The sequence below is a fragment of the Streptomyces canarius genome, assembly GCF_014650735.1.
GTDB lineage: Bacteria > Actinomycetota > Actinomycetes > Streptomycetales > Streptomycetaceae > Streptomyces > Streptomyces olivaceoviridis.
The window spans coordinates 1-22,958 of the sequence record NZ_BMVN01000047.1 but is presented as its reverse complement, the minus strand read 5'-3'; the positions used below and the strand labels follow the sequence as shown (position 1 = coordinate 22,958).

Annotated in this window: 16 protein-coding genes and 4 pseudogenes; 5 read left to right on the top strand and 15 right to left on the bottom strand. The window is 72.3% G+C overall.

The window, feature by feature from the left end:
• Nucleotides 1-11 precede the first annotated feature (11 nt).
• From IE294_RS38410 to IE294_RS38385, 6 genes are all read right to left on the bottom strand, one after another.
• Nucleotides 12-854: a nitrilase-related carbon-nitrogen hydrolase gene (locus tag IE294_RS38410; protein ID WP_189893960.1), complete on the bottom strand. Its 843-nt coding sequence runs from the start codon at nt 852-854 to the stop codon at nt 12-14.
• A 155-nt stretch (nt 855-1,009) separates the two neighbouring features.
• A complete protein-coding gene (locus IE294_RS38405; protein WP_189893958.1) occupies nt 1,010-2,575 on the bottom strand; it encodes a PucR family transcriptional regulator in 1,566 nt (521 codons plus the stop codon).
• 17 nt (nt 2,576-2,592) lie between these two features.
• On the bottom strand, nt 2,593-3,876 hold the full coding sequence (locus tag IE294_RS38400) for an aspartate aminotransferase family protein (RefSeq protein WP_189893956.1): 1,284 nt from the start codon (nt 3,874-3,876) through the stop codon (nt 2,593-2,595).
• On the bottom strand, nt 3,873-4,715 hold the full coding sequence (locus tag IE294_RS38395; RefSeq protein WP_189893954.1) for a nitrilase-related carbon-nitrogen hydrolase: 843 nt from the start codon (nt 4,713-4,715) through the stop codon (nt 3,873-3,875). Before IE294_RS38395 ends, IE294_RS38400 begins: the two co-directional genes overlap by 4 nt.
• A gap of 206 nt (nt 4,716-4,921) precedes the next feature.
• The gene (locus IE294_RS38390; protein WP_189893952.1) at nt 4,922-6,424 is read right to left on the bottom strand and encodes a hypothetical protein; all 1,503 of its coding nucleotides are present in this window, start codon (nt 6,422-6,424) and stop codon (nt 4,922-4,924) included.
• Nucleotides 6,425-6,575: 151 nt separating this feature from the next.
• Nucleotides 6,576-6,827, bottom strand: a complete 252-nt coding sequence (locus tag IE294_RS38385; RefSeq protein WP_189893950.1) for a helix-turn-helix domain-containing protein — start codon at nt 6,825-6,827, stop codon at nt 6,576-6,578.
• 392 nt (nt 6,828-7,219) lie between these two features.
• Between IE294_RS38385 and IE294_RS48190 the strand changes: the two are divergent.
• Nucleotides 7,220-7,602, top strand: a pseudogene (locus IE294_RS48190) (hypothetical protein); the annotation flags it as partial.
• A gap of 228 nt (nt 7,603-7,830) precedes the next feature.
• Nucleotides 7,831-10,374 (top strand): ATP-dependent Clp protease ATP-binding subunit, encoded by a 2,544-nt coding sequence (locus tag IE294_RS38380; protein ID WP_189894012.1) that lies wholly within the window; start codon nt 7,831-7,833, stop codon nt 10,372-10,374.
• A 59-nt stretch (nt 10,375-10,433) separates the two neighbouring features.
• On the opposite strand, the gene ggt is transcribed toward IE294_RS38380, so the two are convergent.
• A complete protein-coding gene (gene ggt / locus IE294_RS38375) occupies nt 10,434-12,236 on the bottom strand; it encodes a gamma-glutamyltransferase (protein WP_189893948.1) in 1,803 nt (600 codons plus the stop codon).
• A gap of 109 nt (nt 12,237-12,345) precedes the next feature.
• Here ggt and IE294_RS38370 point away from each other — a divergent pair, with 109 nt between their 5' ends.
• The gene (locus IE294_RS38370; RefSeq protein WP_189893946.1) at nt 12,346-13,092 is read left to right on the top strand and encodes a hypothetical protein; all 747 of its coding nucleotides are present in this window, start codon (nt 12,346-12,348) and stop codon (nt 13,090-13,092) included.
• Between the two features lie 52 nt (nt 13,093-13,144).
• Nucleotides 13,145-13,459: pseudogene (locus IE294_RS38365) on the top strand (CocE/NonD family hydrolase C-terminal non-catalytic domain-containing protein); the annotation flags it as partial.
• Between the two features lie 48 nt (nt 13,460-13,507).
• On the opposite strand, the gene IE294_RS38360 reads toward IE294_RS38365, so the two are convergent.
• The 8 genes and pseudogenes from IE294_RS38360 to IE294_RS50170 all read right to left on the bottom strand — a co-directional run bounded on the left by IE294_RS38360 (nt 13,508) and on the right by IE294_RS50170 (nt 20,564).
• Nucleotides 13,508-14,386, bottom strand: a complete 879-nt coding sequence (locus tag IE294_RS38360; RefSeq protein ID WP_189893944.1) for an amino acid ABC transporter permease — start codon at nt 14,384-14,386, stop codon at nt 13,508-13,510.
• A complete protein-coding gene (locus IE294_RS38355) occupies nt 14,383-15,027 on the bottom strand; it encodes an amino acid ABC transporter permease (RefSeq protein WP_189893942.1) in 645 nt (214 codons plus the stop codon). The genes IE294_RS38360 and IE294_RS38355 overlap by 4 nt, the downstream gene beginning before the upstream one ends.
• A complete protein-coding gene (locus tag IE294_RS38350) occupies nt 15,024-15,950 on the bottom strand; it encodes a transporter substrate-binding domain-containing protein (RefSeq protein WP_229917759.1) in 927 nt (308 codons plus the stop codon). The genes IE294_RS38355 and IE294_RS38350 overlap by 4 nt, the downstream gene beginning before the upstream one ends.
• A gap of 270 nt (nt 15,951-16,220) precedes the next feature.
• Nucleotides 16,221-16,640 (bottom strand): DUF6278 family protein, encoded by a 420-nt coding sequence (locus IE294_RS38345; RefSeq protein ID WP_189893938.1) that lies wholly within the window; start codon nt 16,638-16,640, stop codon nt 16,221-16,223.
• Nucleotides 16,641-16,655: 15 nt separating this feature from the next.
• Nucleotides 16,656-17,435 (bottom strand): exodeoxyribonuclease III, encoded by a 780-nt coding sequence (locus IE294_RS38340; RefSeq protein ID WP_058082659.1) that lies wholly within the window; start codon nt 17,433-17,435, stop codon nt 16,656-16,658.
• 44 nt (nt 17,436-17,479) lie between these two features.
• A complete protein-coding gene (locus tag IE294_RS38335) occupies nt 17,480-18,115 on the bottom strand; it encodes an MBL fold metallo-hydrolase (RefSeq protein ID WP_189815964.1) in 636 nt (211 codons plus the stop codon).
• Nucleotides 18,116-18,151: 36 nt separating this feature from the next.
• Entirely contained in the window at nt 18,152-19,441 is a 1,290-nt protein-coding gene (gene pcaDC / locus IE294_RS38330) for a bifunctional 3-oxoadipate enol-lactonase/4-carboxymuconolactone decarboxylase PcaDC (RefSeq protein ID WP_189893936.1), read from the bottom strand.
• A 32-nt stretch (nt 19,442-19,473) separates the two neighbouring features.
• Nucleotides 19,474-20,564 (bottom strand): annotated as a pseudogene (locus tag IE294_RS50170) (IS110 family RNA-guided transposase).
• An 894-nt stretch (nt 20,565-21,458) separates the two neighbouring features.
• Here IE294_RS50170 and IE294_RS38320 point away from each other — a divergent pair.
• A pseudogene (locus IE294_RS38320) lies at nt 21,459-22,643 on the top strand (IS701 family transposase).
• Nucleotides 22,644-22,958: the final 315 nt, after the last annotated feature.

Here is a 22,958-nt window from a genome sequence, read left to right as displayed (position 1 = left end):
CAACGGTGCCGTCAGGGCGTGGTCAGCGGTCCGTAGGCCCCCGGCGCACGATCCCGGTAGAACTGCCAGCGGTCGCGGACCTCGCGGAGTTCGGCCAGGTCCAGGTCGCGGACGACGAGTTCGGTCTCCTTGTCGCTCGCGACCTCGCCGACGAACCGGGCCTCCGGGCCCACGAAGTAGGTGGTGCCGTAGAAGTCGTTGTCGCCCAGGTCCTCCACGCCGACCCGGTTGATCGCGCCGACGAAGTACTCGTTGGCCACGGCCGCCGCCGGCTGCTCCAGCTGCCAGAGGTAGCGGGACAGGCCGCGCGAGGTGGCCGACGGGTTGAAGACGATCTCGGCGCCGGCGAGGCCGAGCGCCCGCCAGCCCTCCGGGAAGTGGCGGTCGTAGCAGATGTAGACGCCGATCCGGCCGGCGGCGGTGTCGAAGACGGGCCAGCCGCTGTTGCCGGGGCGGAAGTAGAACTTCTCCCAGAACCCCTGGACCTGCGGGATGTGGGTCTTGCGGTACTTGCCGAGGTAGGAGCCGTCCGCGTCGATCACGGCGGCCGTGTTGTACAGGACGCCCGGCTGCTCCTCCTCGTACATGGGCAGGACCAGGACGATGCCCAGCTCGCGGGCGAGGGCCTGGAAGCGCCGGACGGTCGGGCCCTCGGGGATCCGTTCGGCGTACGCGTAGAACGCCTTGTCCTGGACCTGGCAGAAGTACGGGCCGTAGAACAGCTCCTGGAAGCAGAGGACTTGGGCGCCCTGGGCGGCGGCGTCGCGGGCCGCCTGCTCGTGCACCCGGATCATGGACTCCTTGTCGCCGGTCCAGGCGGTCTGGAAGAGGGCGGCACGGATCACTCGGCTCATCGGGACCTCCGGTAGCTCGGTGTGCCGTGAGCGTAGGAAGCCCGGAGGGCCGGTTCGACGGGCAGCGTGTCACGTCCGCGGGTGGCCGGCGTGCCACCGTGTCACGTGTCCGCGGTCCCATGTTTCACCGCCGTTGTCGCAGGTCGTCGCATGTTTCACCCCTGTTGCGCGTCGTGTGCGAGGAGCGCGATGTGCACGGAGGCCGCCTGTTCGAAATCGTCCAGGTCGACGCCGAGGCGGCCCTGTATGGCCTCCAGGCGGCGGTAGAGGGCCGGCCGGGAGACATGGTGGAGCTGGGCGGTGCGGGACTTGTTGCGGCCCGTCGCCAGATAGGTCCGCAGGACGTTCAGCAGTTCCGGTTCGGCGTCGCACAGCAGCCCGTCCAGCTCGCGCTCGGCGAAGGACTGCACCTGCGGGTCGTCGCGCAGCAGGCGGATCAGCCCGCGCAGATGGACGTCCTTGAGGCGGACGACGGCCGGCAGGTCGAGGGCGGCCGAGGAGCCGGCTACGGCGTCGGCGACGTGCCGGGCCTCGCGCAGCCCGGCGGGCACGTCGTCCCACGCGGTGCGGGGACCGGCGGCGGCGACCACGGCCGGGGACGCGGCGCGCAGCCGGGTCGCGAAGTGGGCGGTGAGCGCCTCGGCGTCCTGGTCGCGGGCGAGGCTGAGCAGCACGGTGACGGCGCCGGCGGCGAGCTCGGCGACGAGGCCGGGCAGCCCCAGCAGACGCAGCACCCGGTCGAGCTGGCCGGGTGTGCGGCCCTGGACGACGAGCGGCACGAAGGTCCGGCGGTTGACCGGCAGCCCGGCGGCCCGGGCCCGCGGCAGCAGCTGCCGGGCCGGTACGACCCCGGAGACCAGGTCGGTCAGCAGGCTCTGCGCGGACTGCTCCTCCCAGCTGTGCGCGCGGGCGCCGCCGAGCATCCGGTGCAGCACCAGGGCCTCGGCGGCCCGGTCCGCGAGCAGCCGCCCGGTGGCCGCGTCGCCCCGGTAGCCGCAGAGCAGCAGCCGGCCCCACCGCTCCCCGCGCCCGCCCAGCTCGGCGCGGACCCAGCCGTCACCGGCGCTGCCGCCGGCCTGCCGGGCGATCCGCTCCCAGTCGCGCAGCACGTCGTCGACCGCGGACCGCTCCCCCGCCGTGCCGAGGACGCGGTGGGCGAGGTTGGTGACGACGACCGGGCAGCCGCCGTGCCGGGCGACCTCGTCGAGCAGCCGTTGCAGCGGCGCCCCGGCCGTGATCAGCCCGGTGAGGGCGGTGCGTACGCTCTCCGACAGGCTGATCGCGGCGAACTTGCGCCGCACGAGCCGGGACTGCACCTCCTCCGTCAACTCGGCGAAGGGGAACGGCCGGTGCAGTACGACCATGGGCAGCCCGCACCGCTCGGCGGCCCGGCGCATCACCTCGGGCGGCGCGGGGAAGGCCCGGCCGAGACCGAGGACGACGGCCGCCGCCTCCGCCCGGTGCAGGGACCGGATGTACTCGGCCTGCCGGGCCTCGTCCCCGGCGAGCAGCACACCGGTGGTGAGGACCATCTCCCCGCCGCTGAGCATGACGCCGACGTCGGCGGCCTCGGCGACGTGCACCCAGCGCACCGGCCGGTCGAGCTGTGCGGCGCCGGCCACCACCTCGGGCTCCCCGGCGAGCACGCGCTCCAGGGTCAGCACCTGGCGCACGGAGAGGGCGGGTTCCAGCACGTTCCGGGGCTCCGAGGTGATGCTCATGGCCGTACACCTGTTCTCTAGTACGTGCTCCTCAGCGCCTGTTCCAGGATCGCCGCGCCCTCTTCGGCCTCGGCGACCGTCAGCGACAGCGGCGGGCTGATCCGCAGGGCGCTGGTGTCGTGCCCGCCGCCCTTGCCGAGGAGCAGCCCGCCCTCCCGGGCCGCCTCCAGCACCGCCGCGACGGCCTGCGGGTCGGCCTCGTCCGTGCCCGGTCTGACCAGCTCGACGCCGATCATCAGCCCGCGTCCGCGCACCTCCCGCACCCCGGGCAGCTGCGCGCCGACCGCCCGCAACCGCTCGATGAGCAGGCCGCCGACGCGCCGGGCGTTGCCCTGGAGGTCGTGTTCGAGGAGGTAGGTGAGGTTGGCGAGGCCGGCCGCCATGGTGATCTGGGTGCCGCCGAAGGTGGAGATGCTGTTGGCGTCCAGGCAGTTCATGATCTCGGAGCGGGCGACGACCCCGCCGATGGACATGCCGTTGCCGATGCCCTTGGCGAAGGTGACGATGTCCGGCGGGCCGCTGCGGGCGTGCGCCTGCCAGCCCCAGAAGTGGTCGCCGGTGCGGCCCCAGCCGGTCTGCACCTCGTCGGCGATCCACAGGACGCCGTGCTCCTTCAGCACCTCCCGGAAGGAGGCGTAGAGACTGTCCGGCGGGGAGGTGAACCCGCCGACGCCCTGGACGGGTTCGGCGATCAGCGCGGCCGGCGGCCGGGTGTGGCCGAGGACGTCCTTCAGGTCGGCGACACAGGCGTCGATGAACGCGCGGTCGTCGAGGTGGGCGAACGGCCCCCGGGTGCGCACGCCGCCGTGGACGTACAGGGTCTGGAGCGGGGAGAGGGAGGTCGGGGACCAGCCGCGGTTGCCGGTGACGCCGATCGCGCTGAAGGACCGGCCGTGGTAGCTGTTCCGCATGGCGAGGACGGTGTTGCTGCGCCGGTAGGTGGTGGCGAGCAGCAGGGCGGTGTCGTTGGCCTCGGTGCCGGAGGTCGTGAAGAACACGCGGGCGTCCGGGATGCCGCTCACCTGGGCGATCCGCTCGGCGAGTTCGACCATCGGCCGGTTGAGGTAGAGGGTGGAGGAGTGGATGATCCGGCCGGCCTGCTCGCTGACCGCCTTGGTCACCTCGGGCAGGGCGTGCGCGGTCAGCGTGGTCAGGATGCCGCCGAAGAAGTCCAGGTACCGCCGGCCGGCGGTGTCCCAGACGTGGCGTCCCTCGCCGTGGCTGAGCTCGATCGGGTCGTCGTAGTAGAGGGCGAGCCAGTCGGGCAGGACCCTGCGGTGGCGGGAGTAGAGGTCGTTCACGGCTGCACCAGCCCTTCGTAGGCGTCGGGACGGCGGTCGCGGTAGAAGGCCCACTGCCGCCGCACTTCCTCGATGAGGTCGAAGTCCAGGTCGCGGACGAGGAGTTCCTCGCTCTTGTCGCTGGCCACCTCACCCACGAACTGTCCGCGCGGATCGACGAAGTACGACGTCCCGTAGAAGTCGTTGTCGCCGTACTCCTCCTGCCCGACCCGGTTGATGGCGGCGATGTAGTACTCGTTGGCGACGGCCGCGGCGGGCTGCTCCAGCTGCCACAGGTACGCGGACAGGCCCCGGTGGGTGGCGGACGGGTTGTAGACCAACTGGGCGCCGTTGAGCCCGAGTTGCCGCCAGCCTTCCGGGAAGTGGCGGTCGTAGCAGATGTAGACGCCGACCTTGCCGACGGCGGTGTCGAAGACGGGCCAGCCGAGGTTGCCGGGCTTGAAGTAGTACTTCTCCCAGAAGCCCTTGACCTGCGGGATGTGGTGCTTGCGGTACTTGCCGAGGTAGGTGCCGTCGGCGTCGATCACGGCGGCGGTGTTGTAGTAGAAGCCGGACCCCTCGACCTCGAAGACCGGGACGACGATCACCATGCCGGTCTCGCGCGCCAGCTCCCGCATCCGGCGCACGGTCGGACCGTCGGGCACGGGCTCGGCCCAGCGGTAGTGCTCCGGCTCCTGGACCTGGCAGAAGTAGGGGGCGTTGAAGACCTCCTGGAACCCGATGATGCGCGCGCCCCGGCGGGCCGCCTCGCGGGCGTGCTCCTCGTGTTTCGCGACCATGGACTCGGTGTCGCCGGTCCAGGTGGCCTGGACCAGAGCGGCGCGGACGACGTTGGTCATGAGCTGCTCCTTCGACACGACGTCAGAGCCTCTACGCCCGTAGAGCAGGCGGTAGATTGACGAAAGTAAGCCTCCGCGCGGCCCTTGCCAAGACCATCGCCGCCAACCCGCTGAGTCGATCTCGATTCACACCCCTGTGGGTGAGCCGTCGGCCCGGCCCGGGGGCGCGGACCGTGACACACCAGGACACTACCCATCCTGGCCTGTCACACGGTGTACCCGGCGACACGCAGGGCGTGCACGAGGTCCCGGTGCCGCTCGCCGGAGACGCCGAGCGCGGCGTCCAGCAGCAGCGGGACCAGGCGCCCGGGGTCGGCGGCGACACACCGGGCGGCCTCCTCGGGGGTACGGACGCGCACATGGGCGTCCAGCAGGGCCCGCGCCTCCCGCCGCCTGCCCTCGTCCTCCATCCGCAGCACGGCCGCGCCGATCTTCTCCGCTGGCCGGGCCACGCCCTGCCGCAGCAGTCGCCGGCCGTCGCCGTCCCGGCCGGCCGCGGTGAGCGCGTCGGCGGCGGCGACCAGCCGCTCGGCGGGCAGCGCGGCGGCCTCCCACAGCAGCGTGGCCCAGTCGGCGCCGAGCCCGGCCCGGTGCAGGGCGTCCGCGAGCAGCGGCAGCCGGCCCACGGGCCAGCGCGCTGCCTCGACCAGCACCACGTGCGCCTCCCCGCCCCGCCCCTCGCCCCGCAACCGCGCCAGCCGCCCGACGACCCCGTCGACGGCCTCGCGAGCCCCCTCGTCCACGGCCGCGCCGTCCGGCACCGACGGCTCCGCCACCTCCCCGGCCCCGGCGAACCGGGCCCCCCGCGGCGACCGCGGCCCACCGTCCGCGACGGCACCCCCGGAAGCCCGCGGTACGACGACGGGCGCGGCCTCCGCACCCTCGACGGCCCCGGCGAACCGGGCGCTGCCACGGCGACGTCTGCGGGCTTTGGGGTCGGGGGTGTGCGCGGGGGTGGCGCCGGGCGAGGAGGCGCCTCCGGCTTCGGCACCGGCGGCGGCCGGTGAGGCGGGCACGTCAGGAGCGGTCACCCCGGAGGCCGAGGCGGGCAGAGCGACGCCGTGGCGGGCCTCCTCGGGTGCCAGTGCGGCACGGGGGCGGGGAGCCGCGGGCGGATCGGTGCGGGAAGGGCGGACGGCGACGTGAGGAGCGGGCGCGACACCGGGGCGGGTGGGTCCGGGCCTGCCTCCCGCAGAACCCGTCCGCCGGTCCAGCGCCTCCAGGCGGGCGCGGAGTTCCGCGCAGCGGGACGTGGCGCGGGTGTGGTCGTCGTGGGCCCAGGCGAGGTCGAGCCGGAGGGCGTCGGCCTGGTCCCCGGGGAGCGGCGTGGACAGCCTGCGGCTCAGCCCGGCGTGGCGTTCCGCCGCGTACCGCTGCTCGCGGAGCATGACGTCGAGCCGGTCGGCCAGGGCGTCCCGGGCGCCGGGCCGGGTGTCGTACGCGGTGACCGCGGCGGCGTGCAGCGCGCGGGCCCGTTCCCGCTCGACCCCCGCGGCGGCGGGGCCGTACAGCGCGCCGAGATCCTCCAGCAGCGCCTCCACCACGTCCCACGGCGCCACCTCGCGCCCGTCCAGGCAGGCGCGCATACCCTCGGGGTCCCGCTGCCAGAAGACCCCGGTCCAGCCGCCGCGCGGATCGAGGCGCGCCAGCAGAGCGTCCAGGTAGCTCGCGAACTCCCTTACCTGACCGGGGAGTTGATCCACAGCCATCGTCCAGCTCCCGCCCGACCGCCGGCACTCTCGTCCGGGTAGGCAACACCAGTGGTGTTACGGGCTTGCTACGGAGAGTTTTCCGGCAGCACGCGAACCGCTCAGCGAGGGATCCCGACCGTTGCGCGTCCGACCCCGCCGCACGGGCTCCTCAGACGGCCATCAGGGCGCACCGGGCGACCAGGTCGTCCATCGACAGGCCGAGGACGCGCGCCAGCGCGGCCACGGTGAAGAACGTCGGCGTCGGCGCCCGCCCCGTCTCGATCTTGCGCAGCGTCTCGGCCGAGACGCCCGCCTCGGCGGCGACGTCGACCATGCTCCGGTCACCGCGCGCCGCCCGCAGCAACTGCCCGAGCCGCTCGCCGCGTTCACGCTCTTCGGGGGTGAGGGGGGTGCGCACCATGCACCCCATTCTAATACCACCCCGCACCGACTCCCCATTCACATACCGGTATAGTAATTGGGGCGGGGAACTGAAGACGGCGTCTCCCTGCCGGAGCAGGACGAGGCGGCCCGGGAGGCGCTCCGCGCGGCGGGCGCGACCCCACCTCCGGCTGACCGAGACCGCCGAGCGGGCGCCGGCGGCGGGCATCGAGGCGGCGATGGCCGCGCGTCGGCGCCATCGCGCACGCCGTCGGCCCGGTCCGCCGTACGGCCGGTCACGGCATCCCGGACGGCTTCGGCGGCCACGGCCCGGACCGCCGTGTGCACGACCGCGGCCGGGCCGGTGGCCCTCGCCATCGAACCCCCGGGGATCGGGAGCGGCGAGGACCCCTGCCAGGCGGCGGCCGACGGCTGGACGAGGCGACCCGGGAGGTGCTCCGCGCGGCGGGCACGACCCCACCGTTCCTCGGCCACCGCCCCTCCTCCGCCCCGACACCATCCCCACGAGGGCCGCCCGCGCCCCGCGGACCTCCGGCCGACCGAGACCGCCGAGCGGACGCCGGCGGCGGGCATCGAGGCGGCGATGGCCGGGAACCGCGTCGGCGCCATCGCGCACACCGTCGGCCGGGACCATGGTCCTCGCCATCGAGCCCCTTGCGGCGAGGACGTGCCAGGTGTGGGCCGACGGCTGGACGCTCCGCACGAACGACGGCTCCCGCGCGGCCCGCGTCGAGCACACGGTTGCGATCACGGAGGACGGCCCCCGGGTCCGGACCGCACGAGAGGTCCCGTGAGGGGCGCGGGCCACCCCCGTGCGGACGGCCCCCGGGTCCGGACCGCACGAGAGGTCCCGTGAGGGGCGCGGGCCACCCCCGTGCTCGCGCGAGCGCCGTGCCAGACCGGCGCCCGCACCCTCCTGGGCGGACATGCCCACCCCCACGGATCGTGTCATCGTGGGCATGAGCAACCCGCCCCCGGGTTACCCGGCCGCTCCGCATGTCGTCAGCGAAGGAACCCACGCGATGACCAACGGCTACCCTCCTGACCCCTTCGGTGAATTCCTGGCCCGCTTCTTCGGCGGCACGGGCGGAGCCCCCGGGCCCCGCCACATCGACATCGGCCGCCTGCTCAGCCAGCCGGCCCGGGAGCTGGTCAGAGGAGCCGCCCAGTACGCGGCCGAGCACGGCAGCCGGGACCTGGACACCCAGCACCTGCTGCGCGCGGCGGTGTCGACGGAGCCCACCCGGAGCCTGCTGAGCCGGGCGGGCGCGGACCCGGACTCGCTCGCGACGGAGATCGACGACCGGGCGGGCCCCGTCCAGCACCCGCCCGGCGAGGCACCGCCGCCGACCTCGCTGTCGCTGACCCCGGCGGTCAAGCGCGCCCTGCTGGACGCGCACGACATGGCGCGGGCGAGCGGCGCCGGGTACATCGGCCCGGAGCACGTGCTGAGCGCGCTGGCCGCGAACCCGGACTCGGCGGCCGGGCACATCCTGCACGCGGCCCGGTTCTCGGCGGGCGGCCTGCCGCCCGAGGCCCCGGAGAGCGCGCCGCCCCGCCCGGAGCGGCAGCGCCAGCGGCCCACCGGCACGCCGACGCTGGACAAGTACGGCCGTGATCTGACCGAGATGGCCCGGCAGGGCCGCATCGACCCGGTGATCGGCCGGGAGACGGAGATCGAGCAGACCATCGAGGTGCTGTCGCGGCGCGGCAAGAACAACCCGGTGCTGATCGGTGACGCGGGCGTCGGCAAGACGGCCATCGTGGAGGGCCTGGCCCAGCGGATCGCGGACGGGGAGGTCCCGGACGTCCTGGCGGGGCGCCGGGTGGTCGCCCTGGACCTCACCGGGGTGGTGGCCGGCACCCGCTACCGGGGCGACTTCGAGGAGCGCCTCAACAACATCGTGGAGGAGATCCGCGCCCACTCCGACCGGCTGATCGTGTTCATCGACGAGCTGCACACCGTCGTGGGCGCGGGCTCCGGCGGCGAGGGCGGCACGCTGGACGCCGGGAACATCCTCAAGCCGGCGCTGGCCCGCGGCGAGCTGCACATCGTGGGCGCGACCACGCTGGAGGAGTTCCGCCGGATCGAGAAGGACGCGGCGCTGGCCCGCCGCTTCCAGCCGGTCCTGGTGCCCGAGCCGACGGCCGAGGACACGATCGAGATCCTGCGCGGGCTGCGCGACCGGTACGAGGCCCACCACCAGGTCCGCTACTCCGACGAGGCGCTGGTCGCCGCCGTGGAGCTGTCGGACCGGTACCTCACCGACCGGCGGCTGCCGGACAAGGCGATCGACCTGATCGACCAGGCGGGCGCGCGGGTCCGGCTCGGTGCCCGGACGAAGGGCACGGACGTGCGCGCGATGGAGCGCGAGGTCGAGCAGCTGGTCCGGGACAAGGACCAGGCGGTCGCGGACGAGGACTACGAGCAGGCGAAGCAACTACGGGACCGGATCGGCGAGCTGAAGGAGCGGATCGCCCAGGTGTCCGACGGCTACAAGGCCGACGAGGGCCTGGACCTGGAGGTGACGGCGGAGGCCATCGCCGAGGTGGTGTCCCGGCAGACCGGCATCCCGGTCAGCCGGCTGACCCAGGAGGAGAAGGAGCGGCTGCTCGGCCTGGAGCAGCACCTGCACCAGCGGGTGGTGGGCCAGGAGGAGGCGGTCGCCGTGGTGTCCGAGGCGGTCCTGCGCTCCCGCGCGGGGCTGTCGAACCCGAACCGGCCCATCGGCAGCTTCCTCTTCCTCGGCCCGACCGGCGTCGGCAAGACCGAGCTGGCGCGGGCGCTGGCGGAGGCGCTGTTCGGCAGCGAGGACCGGATGGTCCGGCTGGACATGAGCGAGTACCAGGAGCGGCACACCGTCTCCCGGCTGGTGGGCGCCCCGCCCGGGTACGTCGGCCACGAGGAGGCCGGCCAGCTCACCGAGGTGGTGCGCCGGCACCCGTACTCGCTGCTGCTGCTGGACGAGGTGGAGAAGGCGCACCCGGACGTCTTCAACATCCTGCTCCAGGTGCTCGACGACGGCCGGCTCACCGACTCCCAGGGCCGGACCGTGGACTTCACCAACACGGTCATCGTGATGACCAGCAACCTGGGCTCGGAGGCGATCACCCGGCGCGGTGCCGGGATCGGGTTCGGGCCGGGTGGCGCGGAGGCCGACGAGGAGGCGCGGCGCGAGCAGATCCTGCGGCCGTTGCGCGAGCACTTCCGGCCGGAGTTCCTGAACCGGATCGACGAGATCGTGGTGTTCCGGCAGTTGACGAGCGAGCAGTTGCGGCAGATCACCGATCTGCTGCTGGAGACCACCCGGCGGCTGCTGGACGGGCAGGGCGTCTCGGTCGAGTTCACGAGCGCGGCCGTCGACTGGCTCGCCGAGCGCGGCTACCAGCCGGAGTACGGCGCCCGGCCGCTGCGCCGCACCATCCAGCGGGAGGTGGACAACCAGCTGTCCCGGCTGCTGCTCGACGGCACGATCTCCGAGGGCAGCCGGGTGACCGTGGACGCGCGGGACGGGCGGCTGGACTTCCGCACGGAAGCGGCCGGGCCGCCCGCGCCCGAACTCTGACGGCAGGGCCCGCGGGCCCTGCCGTCAGCGCACTGTGACCCGGGCCGTGGGCCCGGCCGTCAGCGCGCCGGGTTCACCACCATCGCCGAGCCGCCACCGCGCCGTACCTTCTCGGCGGCGGCCAGCCACTCGCCGTCCGGCAGCCGCTGCACGCCCGTGGCCGCGCCGATCTCCGGGTTGAGGCTGAAGGAGTGCCCGATGGCCTCCAGCCGCTTCCTCAGGTCGCTGTCGTACAGTCCCGGTTCCAGCTCGGTCCGGGCGGCGTTGCGCTGGCTGGCGCGCGGTGCGGCGATCGCGTCCACCAGGGGCAGTTTCCGGTCCAGGAACCCGGTGAGGGTCTGGAGCACGGTGGTGACGATGGTCGCGCCACCGGGTGAACCGAGCGCCACGACGGGCCTGTTGTACCGGTCCAGGACGATCGTCGGGGAGATCGAGGAGCGCGGGCGCTTGCCCGGGCCCGGCAGGTTCGGGTCGTGCACGGCCGGGTTGGCCGGGGCGAAGGAGAAGTCGGTCAGCTCGTTGTTGAGCAGGAAGCCCCGGCCCGGGACGGTGATGCCGCTGCCGCCGGTCTGCTCGATGGTGAGCGTGTAGGCGACGACGTTGCCCCACTTGTCGGCCACGGTGAGGTGGGTGGTGTTCTCCCCCTCGTAGGTCGTCGGGGCCGCCGTACCGCCCTGGCCGCAGGGGGCCGGGTGCCGGGGGTCGCCGGGCGCGAGCGGGCTGGTGAGGACCGCGTCGTCCTTGATCAGGCAGGCGCGGGAGTCGGCGTACCGCTGGGACAGCAGTTGCGCGGTCGGGACGTCCTCGAAGGCGGGGTCGCCGACCCAGCGTCCGCGGTCGGCGAAGGCGATGCGGCTGGCCTCGATGTAGTGGTGCAGGTACTGCACCTCGCTCGCCTTCGACAGGTCGGTGTTCTGAAGGATGTTGAGCGCCTCGCCGACCGTGGTGCCGCCGGAGGAGGAGGGCGCGATGGAGTACACGTTCAGGCCGCGGTACGACGTCCTGGTGGGCGCCTGGAGCTTGGCGCGGTAGACGGCGAAGTCCTTCTCGGCCAGCTTGCCGGGGCGGGCGTTCCAGCCGGAGGCGGGGTCCACGGGCGGGTGTTCGACCGTCTTGACGATGTCGTCGCCGATGTCCCCGCGGTAGACCGCGCCGATGCCCTGCCGGCCCAGTTGCTCGTAGGTGCGGGCGAGTTCGGGGTTCTTGAACGTGGAACCGACGACGGGCAGCCGTCCGTTCGGCAGGAACAGCTTCGCGGTGTCCGGGAAGTAGCGGAACCGGGTCTCGTTGGAGGCGGTCTGCGCGCGGAAGGTGTCGTCCACCGTGAAGCCGTCGCGGGCGAGGCGCTCGGCGGGCTTCAGCAGGGTGCCGAGCCGCTTGCTGCCCCACTGGTCCAGCGCCTTCTGCCAGGTGGCGGGCGTGCCCGGGGTGCCGACGCTCAGACCACTGCTGACGGCGTCGGCGAAGGCGAGCGGCTTGCCGTTCTCCGTGAACAGGTCGGCGTCGGCGCTCAGCGGCGCGGTCTCGCGCCCGTCGACGGTGTGCACCGTGCGGGACTTGGCGTCGTAGTAGACGAAGTAGCCGCCTCCGCCGATGCCGGCCGAGTAGGGCTCGGTGACGCCGAGCGCGGCGGCGGTGGCGACGGCCGCGTCGACCGCGTTGCCGCCGTGCTTGAGCACCTCGATGCCGACGGCGGAGGCGTCGGCGTCGACGCTGGCGACGGCGCCGCCGTAGCCGACGGCCACCGGGACCTTCGCCGGTGTCCTGTTCGTCGTCGCGGCGGGCGGCGCCGCCGCCCCCACCGACACCACAGCGGCCGAGACCGCAAGAACCGCCAGTTTCCGCGTGCCTGGGCGACCCATCCGTACCTCCCGTCGGGACAAGTCCGCGCAGCGTAACCGGATGACCGGTACTACCGACAGTACGCCTGCGCACCGCGGTCGTCGCCCGGGCCCGCTACCATGCGCGGCCATGAACGACGACGTGCGCAACATCGTCCTCGGGGTCATGGCCGCGGGCGTCTCGGCCGCGCTGGGCTGGGTCGCCCGGACGTACCTGTGGAAGCGCCGGCTGCGCCGCAAGCAGTCCTTCTTCGGGCTGCCGGACCACGCCGAGTCGCTGCTGGTGGTCAACCGCAACGCGGGCGGGCCGGAGCTGTCGGTGATGCGGCACGACGTGTTCGCCCTGCTGGAACTGTCCGCCCTCATCAAGGACTGCAACGCCCACGCGCGGGTGGTGGCGCACGACGCCGCCCAGCAGGGGTTCGGCGAGCGCACGGAGTTCTGCCTCGGCGGTCCCGCCTCGAACCGCCGGATGGAGGCCCACCTCTCCTCGCTGCTGCCGGGCGTGCGGATGAACGCGGAGGCCGCGACGGGCCCGGACGTCGGCGCCTTCCGGATCGGCGGCGAGGAGTACCGGATGGACGCCGGCCGCAGCGAGTACGTGCTGCTCGCCCGGCTCACCGCCGACGGCGGCCGGGACACCCGCCCGGTGTTCCTCTTCTGCGGCCAGCGGGCGATCACCCATCAGGCGGCGACCCGCTATCTCGCCCGCCACCACGAGCGGCTGGCCCGCAAGTACGGCGGCGGCTCCTTCGTGTTGCTGCTGAAGGTGGTCAACTCCGAGGCGTACGGCCCGGATGTGGTCGAGCTGGTGGCGGACGTGACGCGGGCGGCGCGGACAGCGCTGCCGGAGCCCGCCCCCACCACCGCCGAGTGACACTTCAGGCGCGCAGCGCGGTGCGGCCGTGTCCCCTGCCGCTGCCGCCCCGCACACCACGCTCACCCTGACCGGGGAGAGCGGCACTCTCATCGCCTACCTGTACGACGTGGGTCCGCTCGGCATCGGCAAGCTGGTCACCCGCGTGCCCTGGACCGGGCACGGGCGGACGCCCGGCGAGCCGTTCGCCGTCGACCTGGACCCGTTCTCCACGGCCTACGACGTCCCCGCCGGGCACCGCCTCGCGCTGGTGGTCGACACGGTCGACCCGCTCTACGCCGAGCACAACCCGTCCGGCGCGCAGCTGACCTTCTCCTCGCCCTCGGACGACCCGTCGTACGTGTCCGTCCCGCTCGGCGAGCAGTGATCTCCGGCTGCCGCCGGACGAGCCTGGCCCGTAGAACCGCCGCCCCCCTCATGCTTTCGGGGCCGTGGGGGGCACCCCACCCGGCAGCAGCGCCCCCGGCCCGGGAGCGGCGACCGCCACCCCCGTGGTCCTGGGGCTGCGCCGCTCCCGCCGGGACACCCGGTCGGCGAACCAGGAGAGCAGCATGCACATCCCGATGTAGATCGGCGAGATCACCATCACCACGGGGATGAACGGCAAATCGTAGTCGAGGTTGGAGGCGATGAGCTTCCCGGCGTGGAGGAACTCCTCGTAGGTGATGAGAAAGCCGAGGGAGGTGTCCTTCAGGGTGACCACCAGCTGGCTGATGACGGCGGGCAGCATGGCGCGCACCGCCTGCGGGACGAGGACGTACGCCATGACCTGGGTCTTGCGCATGCCGAGCGCGAACGCGGCCTCGCCCTGGCCGCGTTCGACGGCGTTCACGCCCGAGCGGAAGACCTCGGCGAGCACCGAGCCGTTGTAGAGGGTGAGCCCGGCGACCAGCGCGGGCAGCGGCTGCACCGTCAGCGCCACGAAGATGAAGAAGATCATCACCAGGACGGGCATCGCGCGGAAGAACTCCACGACGACCGTGGCGAGCAGGCGCACCGGCCGGTGGTCCGACAGCCGGCCGGTGGCCAGCAGCCCGCCGAGGGCGAGGGAGAGGACGGCCGCGAGGGCGAACGCCTTGAGGGTGTTGCCGAGTCCGCGCAGCAGCAGTTCCTGGATGCCTTCGTAGGCGAAGGGCATCCACTTGGTGTACGTGAACTGGCCGGTGGCGACGAGAAGGTACAGGATCCAGGCGAGGAGCGCGAGGATGACGACGGCGGACAGGACGGCGTAGACGGCCTGCCGGCGGCGGGTGCGCGGGCCCGGGACGTCGTAGAGCGCGGTCGCCCCGGTCATCGGGCCACTCCCCAGGTCCGCTCCAGCACGTGGAACAAGGCGCTGATGGCGAGCGTGATGACGAGGTAGCCGACGGCGATCCAGACGAACGTCCAGATGATGCTGTAGCCGAGTTCGTTGAGCGTCTTGTAGGTGCCGAGCAGTTCGGTCACGCTGAACGCGCCCGCGATGGCCGAGTTCTTGGCGAGCGCGATGAGGGTGGAGCCGACGGGCGGGATCACGGACCGGAACGCCTGCGGCAGCACCACCAGCGACAGGGTCTGCCCGAAGGTCATCCCCAGGCTGCGGGCCGCCTCGCCCTGCCCCTTGGGCACGGTGTTGACGCCCGCGCGCAGCGCCTCGCAGATGAACGCGGAGGTGTAGCAGCCGAGGGCGAGGACGGCGAAGACCTGGAAGGGCAGCACCAGTCCGAAGCGGGGCAGGCCGAGCAGGACCGCGAAGAACAGCAGGGTGAGCGGGGTGTTGCGCAGCACGGTGACCCACACGGTGCCGAAGACCCGCAGCGAGGCGACGGGGGCGACCCGGAAGGACGCCATCAGGAAGCCCAGCGCGAGGGCCAGCAGAGAGGCGTAGACGGTCAGCCGGAGCGTGCCGAGGAAACCGTCGCCGTAGGCGGAGAAGTTGTCGGTCAGTACGTTCATGCCGTCCTCGGTCGGCTCGCCGGGTAGCGGTCGATGGCGGGAGGTCTGGGTGCGGGCACGCCGGAGAGGCCGAGCGTGGCGTCGTACGCCTTCTTCCAGTCGCCGTTGCTCTCCCGGGCCGCCAGGGCGTCGTCGAGGGCGAAGCGCAGCGCGTTGTCGCCGTGCGGGACGCCGATGCCGTACGGCTCCTCGGAGAACGGCCTGCCGACGGCCTTGAGTTCGTCGGGGGCCTTGGCCGCGTAGCCGATCAGGATGGCGTCGTCGGTGGTGACGGCGTCGACCTGGTAGGTGAGCAGGTTGTCGACGCAGACCGAGTAGGTGTCGTAGGCGACCAGGACCGCCTGCGGGTAGTCGCCCTTGATGCGCTGGTACGGCGTGGAACCGGCCGCCGAGCAGACACGCTTGCCGACGAGGTCCTGCGGGCCGTGGATGCCGTCCTCCTCCTCGCGGACCAGGAGCGACTGGCCGGCCAGGTAGTAGGGGCCGGCGAAGCCGACGAGCTCCTTGCGGCCCGCGTTGATGGTGTAGGTGCCCACGTAGTAGTCGATCTGGCCGTTCTGGAGGGCGGTCTCGCGGTTGGCGGAGGCGATCGTGCGGAAGCGGACGGTCTTCGGCGGGAAGCCGAGGGAGGCGGACATCATCCTGGCGATCTCGATGTCGAAGCCGGAGTAGGCACCGGTGGCCGGATCCCTCTCGGCGAGGTAGGGCTGGTCCTCCTTGGCGCCGACCACGAAGTAGCCGCGCTTCTTCGCCCGGGTCCAGGTCGGCGAGGCGGGCAGGCGGAAGTCCCGGGCCACCTGGTAGTGCGGGAGCTTCTCGGGCGCCGGGCCCTTGCCGGGCGGGCTGCCCTCCTTGCCGCAGGCGGCGGCCAGCAGGGCCAGCGGGACGCACAGGGCGCGGAGCACACGGGTGGGACGGATCACGGGTCGCACTCCCCCGGTCAGTGCTTGAGGATCTTGGACAGGACCTCCCGGGCACGGTCGCCGCGCGGGTTCGGGAAGACCGTGCCGGCCTCGGCGCGCGGCCGGGCGAGGGCCCTGTCCCAACGGATCGACGGCCATCCGCAGGCCCACCCACTCTCGGCTGTGTCGTGGTGCCGCAACCTATCCAGACGACAGCGGAGTTGAGGGATGACACGCACCTTCCGGGCAATAGCCGTATTTACGCCCACCGGGGCATCCGGGGCGGCGGCGTCAGGTCTCGGCGATCTCCGCGTACAGCTGGGACAGCTCGGGAACCCCGCTCACCGCCCACTCCTCCCCGGCCGGCACCACCTCCGCGGTGCGGCCGGAGGCGAGGCGCACGACGGGCTCGCCGTCGGACCGGATCCGCCAGGCGGCGCCGGGTACGGTGCGCACGACGACCGTGCCCAGGTACAGCCCGGCGTCGTGGCCCAGCCAGGGCAGGATCTCCGGGTCGTCCCGCCAGCGCGGGACCATCTGGTCCAGGGCCTCCAGCGAGGCCGGGGTGTCGTCGAGGCGGACGCCCGCCCGAGCCGCCTGCGAGCGCAGCAGCTCGCACTCGGACAGCAGCGCGGCGACCGCCTCGGGGTCGGCGCGGAGCGCCGCTTCCGCCTTCTTCGCGTGCCGGGGGCCCAGGAACGGAAGGTTCATGGACCCAGCGTGGCATCACACGTCCAGGTCGACCACCACCGGCGCGTGGTCGGAGGCGCCCTTGCCCTTGCGCTCCTCGCGGTCGACGTAGGCGTCCTTGACGGCCTGGGCGAACGGCTGGTTGCCGTACACCAGGTCGATGCGCATGCCGCGGTTCTTCGGGAAGCAGAGCTGGCGGTAGTCCCAGTAGGTGAACGGGTGGTCGTACTTCAGCGGGCGCGGCACGACGTCGTCCAGGCCCGCCTCGCGCAGGGCGGCCAGCGCGGCGCGCTCGGCCGGAGTGACGTGGGTGGAGCCCTCGAAGGCGGCCGGGTCGTAGACGTCGTCGTCCGTCGGCGCGACGTTGTAGTCGCCCAGCACCGCGAACGGGCGGCTGCCCTGCGCGTCGCCGTACACGGCCGCCTTCAGCGCCTCGAACCACTGGAGCTTGTACGCGTAGTGCGGGTGGCCGACCTCGCGGCCGTTCGGCACGTAGACCGACCAGACGCGGACCGGGCCGCAGGTCGCCGAGAGGGCGCGCGGCTCGGTCACGCCGTCGTAGCCCGGGTCGCCGGGCAGGCCCTTGACCACGTCCTCGATGCCGACGCGGGAGAGCACTGCCACGCCGTTCCACCGGCCGGTCGCGTGGACCGCGGCCTCGTAGCCCAGCTCGCGGAGCTGGTCGAACGGGAACTGCTCCTCGGCGACCTTGGCCTCCTGGAGGCAGAGCACGTCGGTGCCGCTGCTCTCCAGCCAGGCCAGCAGCCGGGGAAGGCGGGCGGTGATCGAGTTCACGTTCCAGGTAGCGATGCGCATGCCTCACAACCTACCCGGCGGGTCCGACAACGCGGTCCGCGCGCTCAGACCTCGGTCCACGCCCCGGGGTGCAGCCGCTGGTGCTCCGTGCCGCCCAGGCGGCCGAGGTGGCCCTCGTAGAGCGGCAGGGCGAGGTCGGTGAGCAGGGCGTCGTGGACGTCGTACGCGCGCCGCGGGCCCACCTCGCGGACGTAGTCGATCACCTCGGAGATCTTGTTCCAGGGCGCCATCACCGGCACCAGCAGCGTCTCGACCGCCTGGCCGGGCACGGTGAGGGCGTCACCGGGGTGGAAGACCTTCCCGCCGTCGATCAGATAGCCGACGTTGGTGATGCGCGGGATGTCCGGGTGGATCACCGCGTGCAGCTCGCCGTGGACCTGGACGTCGAAACCGGCGGCGGTGAAGGTGTCGCCGTGGCCGACGGTGTGCACCCGGCCCGGGAAGGCCGCCTCGACCTGGTCGGCGACCGACTTCAGCGTCCAGATGTGGGCGGCCGGGTTGTTCTCCATGGCGGCCCGCAGCCGGAACTCGTCGAAGTGGTCCGGGTGCTCGTGCGTGACCAGGATCGCGTCCGCGCCGAGGGCGGCGTCCTCCTCGGAGAACCCGCCCGGGTCGATGACGAGGGTCTGCCCCTCTTTCTCCAGGCGGACGCAGGCGTGGGACTTCTTCGTGAGCTTCATGTCTCCCCATCCTGCCGTCTGCGACCGCCCGGGGCCCTACTCGGCGGGCGTGGTCTCCTCCCGGATCACCTGCTGGGCCACCCGGAACGCGCTGTTCGCGGCCGGCACCCCGCAGTAGACGGCCGCCTGGAGCAGCACTTCCTTGATCTCGTCCGGGGTGAGCCCGTTGCGCAGGGCCGCCCGGGTGTGGAAGGCCAGCTCCTCCAGGTGGCCGCCCGCGACCAGCGCGGTGAGCGTGATGCAGCTGCGGGTACGGCGGTCCAGGCCGGGACGGTCCCAGATCTCGCCCCAGGCGTAGCGGGTGACGAACTCCTGGAAGTCCCCGGAGAACTCGTCGGCCTGTGCCAGCGCCCGGTCCACGTGGGCGTCGCCCAGCACCTCGCGGCGGACCTTCAGCCCGGTCTGGTACCGGTCCGGCTGCCCGGTGGGCTGCGCCGGTACGGCGGCCGGGGCGATCTCGGCGACCGGCGCGGGCTGCGGCGCGGCGGCCGGGACCGGGACGGCCGGCGTGCCCGGCAGGGCGGTCTGGCCGGTGTCGTAGGGCTGCTGCCAGGCGGTGGAGAAGTGGTGGACGAGCAGGTCGGTGACGGCGGCGGGCTGCTCGACCGGCACCAGGTGGGAGGCGCCGGGGACGACCGCAAGCCGGGCGTCCGGGATGCCGGCGACCAGGGTGCGGGCCTCGGCCGGGCCGGTGACCTGGTCGTCGGAGCCGACCAGCACCAGGGTCGGCACCCCCACCCGGCCCAGCTCGGGCCGTACGTCGAAGGAGGCCAGCGCCTCGCAGGCGGCGATGTAGCAGCCGGGGTCGGTGGTGCGGACCATCTGCACGGCCCACTCGGTGATCGCGGGCTGCGCCGCGGCGAACCCGCCGGTGAACCAGCGGTCGGGCGCGGTCCGGGCGATCGGGTCGAGCCCGTTGGTGCGCACGACCACCCCGCGCTGACGGAACTCGTCGGCGGTGCCGAACCGGGGGGAGGCCGCGACCACGGCGAGGGAGGCGAGCCGCGCGGGGTGGCGCAGGGCCAGCTCGATGCCGATCGCGCCGCCCAGCGCACAGCCCGCGTAGCCGAACCGCTGCACGCCGAGCGCGTCCAGCGTCGCCAGCAGCCGGGCGCTCAGCTCCGCGACCGATCCGGCCGGGTGCGCCGGGGCGCCGCCGTGACCGGGCAGATCGAACCGGAAGACGCGCCACTGCTTGGCCAGCTCCGGGACCTGGCGGTCCCACATGTGCCATGTGGTACCCAGAGAGGGTCCCAGGATCAGGACGGGCGCCTCTTCTGGCCCGTCAAAGCGGTATTGCAGGGTGTTCGACGGTGTCTCACTCACGCGTCAGACCCTCTCACGTCTCACGGACGCCCCTATAACGCGGGGGCGCAGGAAACCGGTCTGACCAGGTCGAAGACCTCGCGGGCGGCATATCGCTTGAGGCATCGGATGATCTCGCGTCGAGTCTTGCCTTCCTGGGTGCGGCGTTCGTAGTACGCCTGGGTCCGTGGGTCGTGGCGCAGCCGGGTGAAGACGATGCGGTGCAGGGCCGCGTTCGCCTGGCGGTCACCGCCGTAGTTGAGCCGGCGCATGCTCCGACGGCCCGACGAATACTCGATGGGGCTGACTCCGCAAAGGGCAGCAAAGGACGCCTCGGTGTTCAGCCGGTCGGGGTTGTCTCCCATGGTGATCAGGAGAGTGACGGCGCTGTCCGGACCGATGCCCACCGGTTCGAGCAGCTGCAGGGCGTGACGTTCGACGAGCCGGGTCAGGCGCTGGTTCAGCTCATCGATCTGCCCGGTGAGCTGTTCGATGCGCTCGGCGAGCATACGCAATGTCAGGTGGGTAGCCCGGGCCACCGCGTCCTCGTCTCCCCCACCGCCGGATAGGCCGAGGCGTGCGCAGGTGCGGAACAGCTCGCGGTTGCCCAGGCTGGACAGCTGTTCCCGAAGGGCGGGTCGGCGATGACCAGGACGGCTTTGAGCTGGTTGATCGCCTGGGTGCGGGCCTTGACCGCGGAGTCCTTGGCGAGCTTGTAGATCCGGGCGCTGTGCACCGGGCCGTCGCCGGACTTGGCCCGGGCGCGACCGCTGAGCACGGCTCGCGCGGCGGCCTGCGCATCGAGCGGGTCCGACTTCCCCCACAGACGGCGGGCCGAGCGGTCGGGCCGGTTCACCTCGTACACCTGGACCCGCTGAGCCAAAAGGTAGCGGGACAGGCCCGCGCCGAAGGTACCGGTGCCCTCCACCCCGGCCCGGCGCACCGTTCCCCGCTTGCGGGCCCACACGAGCAGCTGCCGGTAGCCGGCCGCCGTCGCCGGGAAGGACTCGGTCCCCAAGATCTTCCCGAGCGGGGAGACCACGGCGGCGACATGCACCTCGCCGTGCGTGTCCACGCCCAGGACGACCTCGCGCCGAACGGGAGGATCCGTGCTTGAGGAGGTGGTGCGCTGTCGGCTCGTCATGATGAATCGCCTCCCACGTGATGACGTGCTGGGTGGATGGCACCGACCCGCTCGGGCGGTCTGAACGGTGATGGCGCCCGAAACTCGGCAAGGCCCCTATTGGGACACGCCCTGTGGCTCGGTACCAGCAGGCACCATCCCGCAACGGCAGTCGACAAGCCCGTGACTGGACACTTCGGTCATAGATCTCATGAGTCAGACCCCCGCCATGGGACGGCAGTGTCCAACCGTCCCACTGATGTCGGTACAACGGCATGACCCGATCGCCGCCGGAAGACTTTGTCGGAGCTGGCACTCAACCTGGCTTGGACGGGCTAACAGCGAGTCAAGTTCTCGGCCACCCGTGACCGGCATTGACGGAGAGTCCTTGGGCCGGCTTACCGGCCCCGCGGTCGGGTAGCTACGGCAAAGGAACAGTAGCGTCGAGTAGTTGCTGTAACTAAGCGTGATGGGCGAGGGGCCCGTCGGGCGAGCACCGCCAGCGAGGCCGGCGCCGGGAGGAACCACGGGGTCATACCGTCGCAGTGCAGACGAAACCGAGGTCGGTCAGTCCCCTGGCCGGGCAGAGCCGGTCGGAGGGACCCGCTGGCGGTGGTCTGCAGCAGTTGCTAGTCCAGTGTCAGGGACCAGCGGAAATCTCAGGAGTCAGACCCCGCCGCAGGACAGCACCCACCTACCGTTCTGCGTCTATCCGGCTTGCAGCCACGTCAGCTCGCTCGTTCGGACGAATCGAGTCGAAGCGCCGGTCGCCTGCCAACGGAACTGGCACCATGCCGCCGTCGTACGTCACTGCGAGTCGAAGGCGGACCATTGGAACGGCGGGTCAATGAGCGGCAGCTCTCGGTGTTGCGGTGCTTGCCGTGACTGATGGCCAGGTCGGTCGTTGGTGTGGTTGTGGGTGGGGACCTTGCTGATGTCAGGTTGTGGGCGCGTGAACTGGAAGCCGTGCATGAGCGGTTCGTGCACCGTTTCAGCAGGTCGGAGCCGCGGGAATCGGCACTGGCTTATATGCGGGGCCTGATCGCACCCTTGCAACGGAAGAACGGCTGGACGCTGGCGGAGGAAGCCGGCCACGCAGGCCCGGACCGTATCCACCGGATGCTGAACCGGATCGAGTGGGACGCCGATGAGGTCCTCGACGACGTGCGCCAGTACGTCGTCGACAACCTCGGCGACCCCAACGCCGTCCTGGTCGTGGACGACACGGGCTTCTTGAAGAAGGGGACACGGTCGGCCGGGGTGCAGCGCCAGTAATCCGGCACCGCCGGGCGGACGGAGAACTGCCAGGTCGGCGTCTTCCTCGCCTATGCCACCGACCGAGGGCGGACACTGATCGACCGGCGTCTGTATCTGCCCACCTCCTGGACCGACGACCGCGAAAGGTGCCGCAGGGCCGGCATCGACGACGAGGTCGCCTTCGAGACCAAGGTGGCCATGGCCAAGGCGATGGTCCGCCGCGCGATCGCGGACAAGGTTCCGTTTCGGTGGGTGACCGCGGATGCCGCCTCGGGTTCTCCAAGGGCTGGCGCTCGGAGTTGGAGCGGGCGGACGTCTTCCACGTCATGGCCACCACCCGGCACGACACCGTGGTCACCCGCTGGGCACTCGACCACCCCGTCCACGACCTGTTCAACGGCCTTGCCCGGCAGAAATGGAAGCGCCGTTCCTGCGGCAACGGCGCTCACGGCCTGCGGATCTACGACTGGGCACGCGTCGAGGTGCGGCCCTGGCACCGACCCGACCGCCGCCACTGGGTGATCGCCCGCCGCAGCGTCACCCGCCCCACGGGAGATCTCCTACTACATCGCCTACTGCCCCGCCGGCACAACGCCTGACGACCTGATCCGCATCGCGGGCAGCCGATGGGCCATCGAGGAATGCTTCCAGAGCGCGAAACAGGAATGCGGCCTGGACGACTACCAGGTCCGCCGCTATCCCGGATGGCACCGCCACATGACGCTCGCCATGGCTGCCCACGCCTGCCTGACAGTCCTGCGAGCGCGCGAACTGGACGCCTGGAAAGCAGAAACGGATCCTCCCAGCTCATCCACCTCAGCCTCGCCGAGATACGACGGCTGATCACCCGCCTCACCGACCGCCGACGTACACCCGTCGAGCACATCCTGCACTGGTCGACCTGGCGCCGACGACGACAACACCAAGCTCGCATCAGCCACTACAAGCGGCGCGGACACAGCCCCTGAACTGGCCATCAGTCACAGCAAGCACCGTTGCAGTACTAGTACTCCAGCAGCGTTTCGCTATCTTGCCTGGTCAGAGGCATCGTCGGGAGTGTAGTTGGCTGATGGTCCATCAGGGGCGGTCTTGCCAGACCGCCCCTCCAACGAGTGGCATCGTCGCCGGTAGTGGCAGTGCCTGGCGACGGCCTGACGC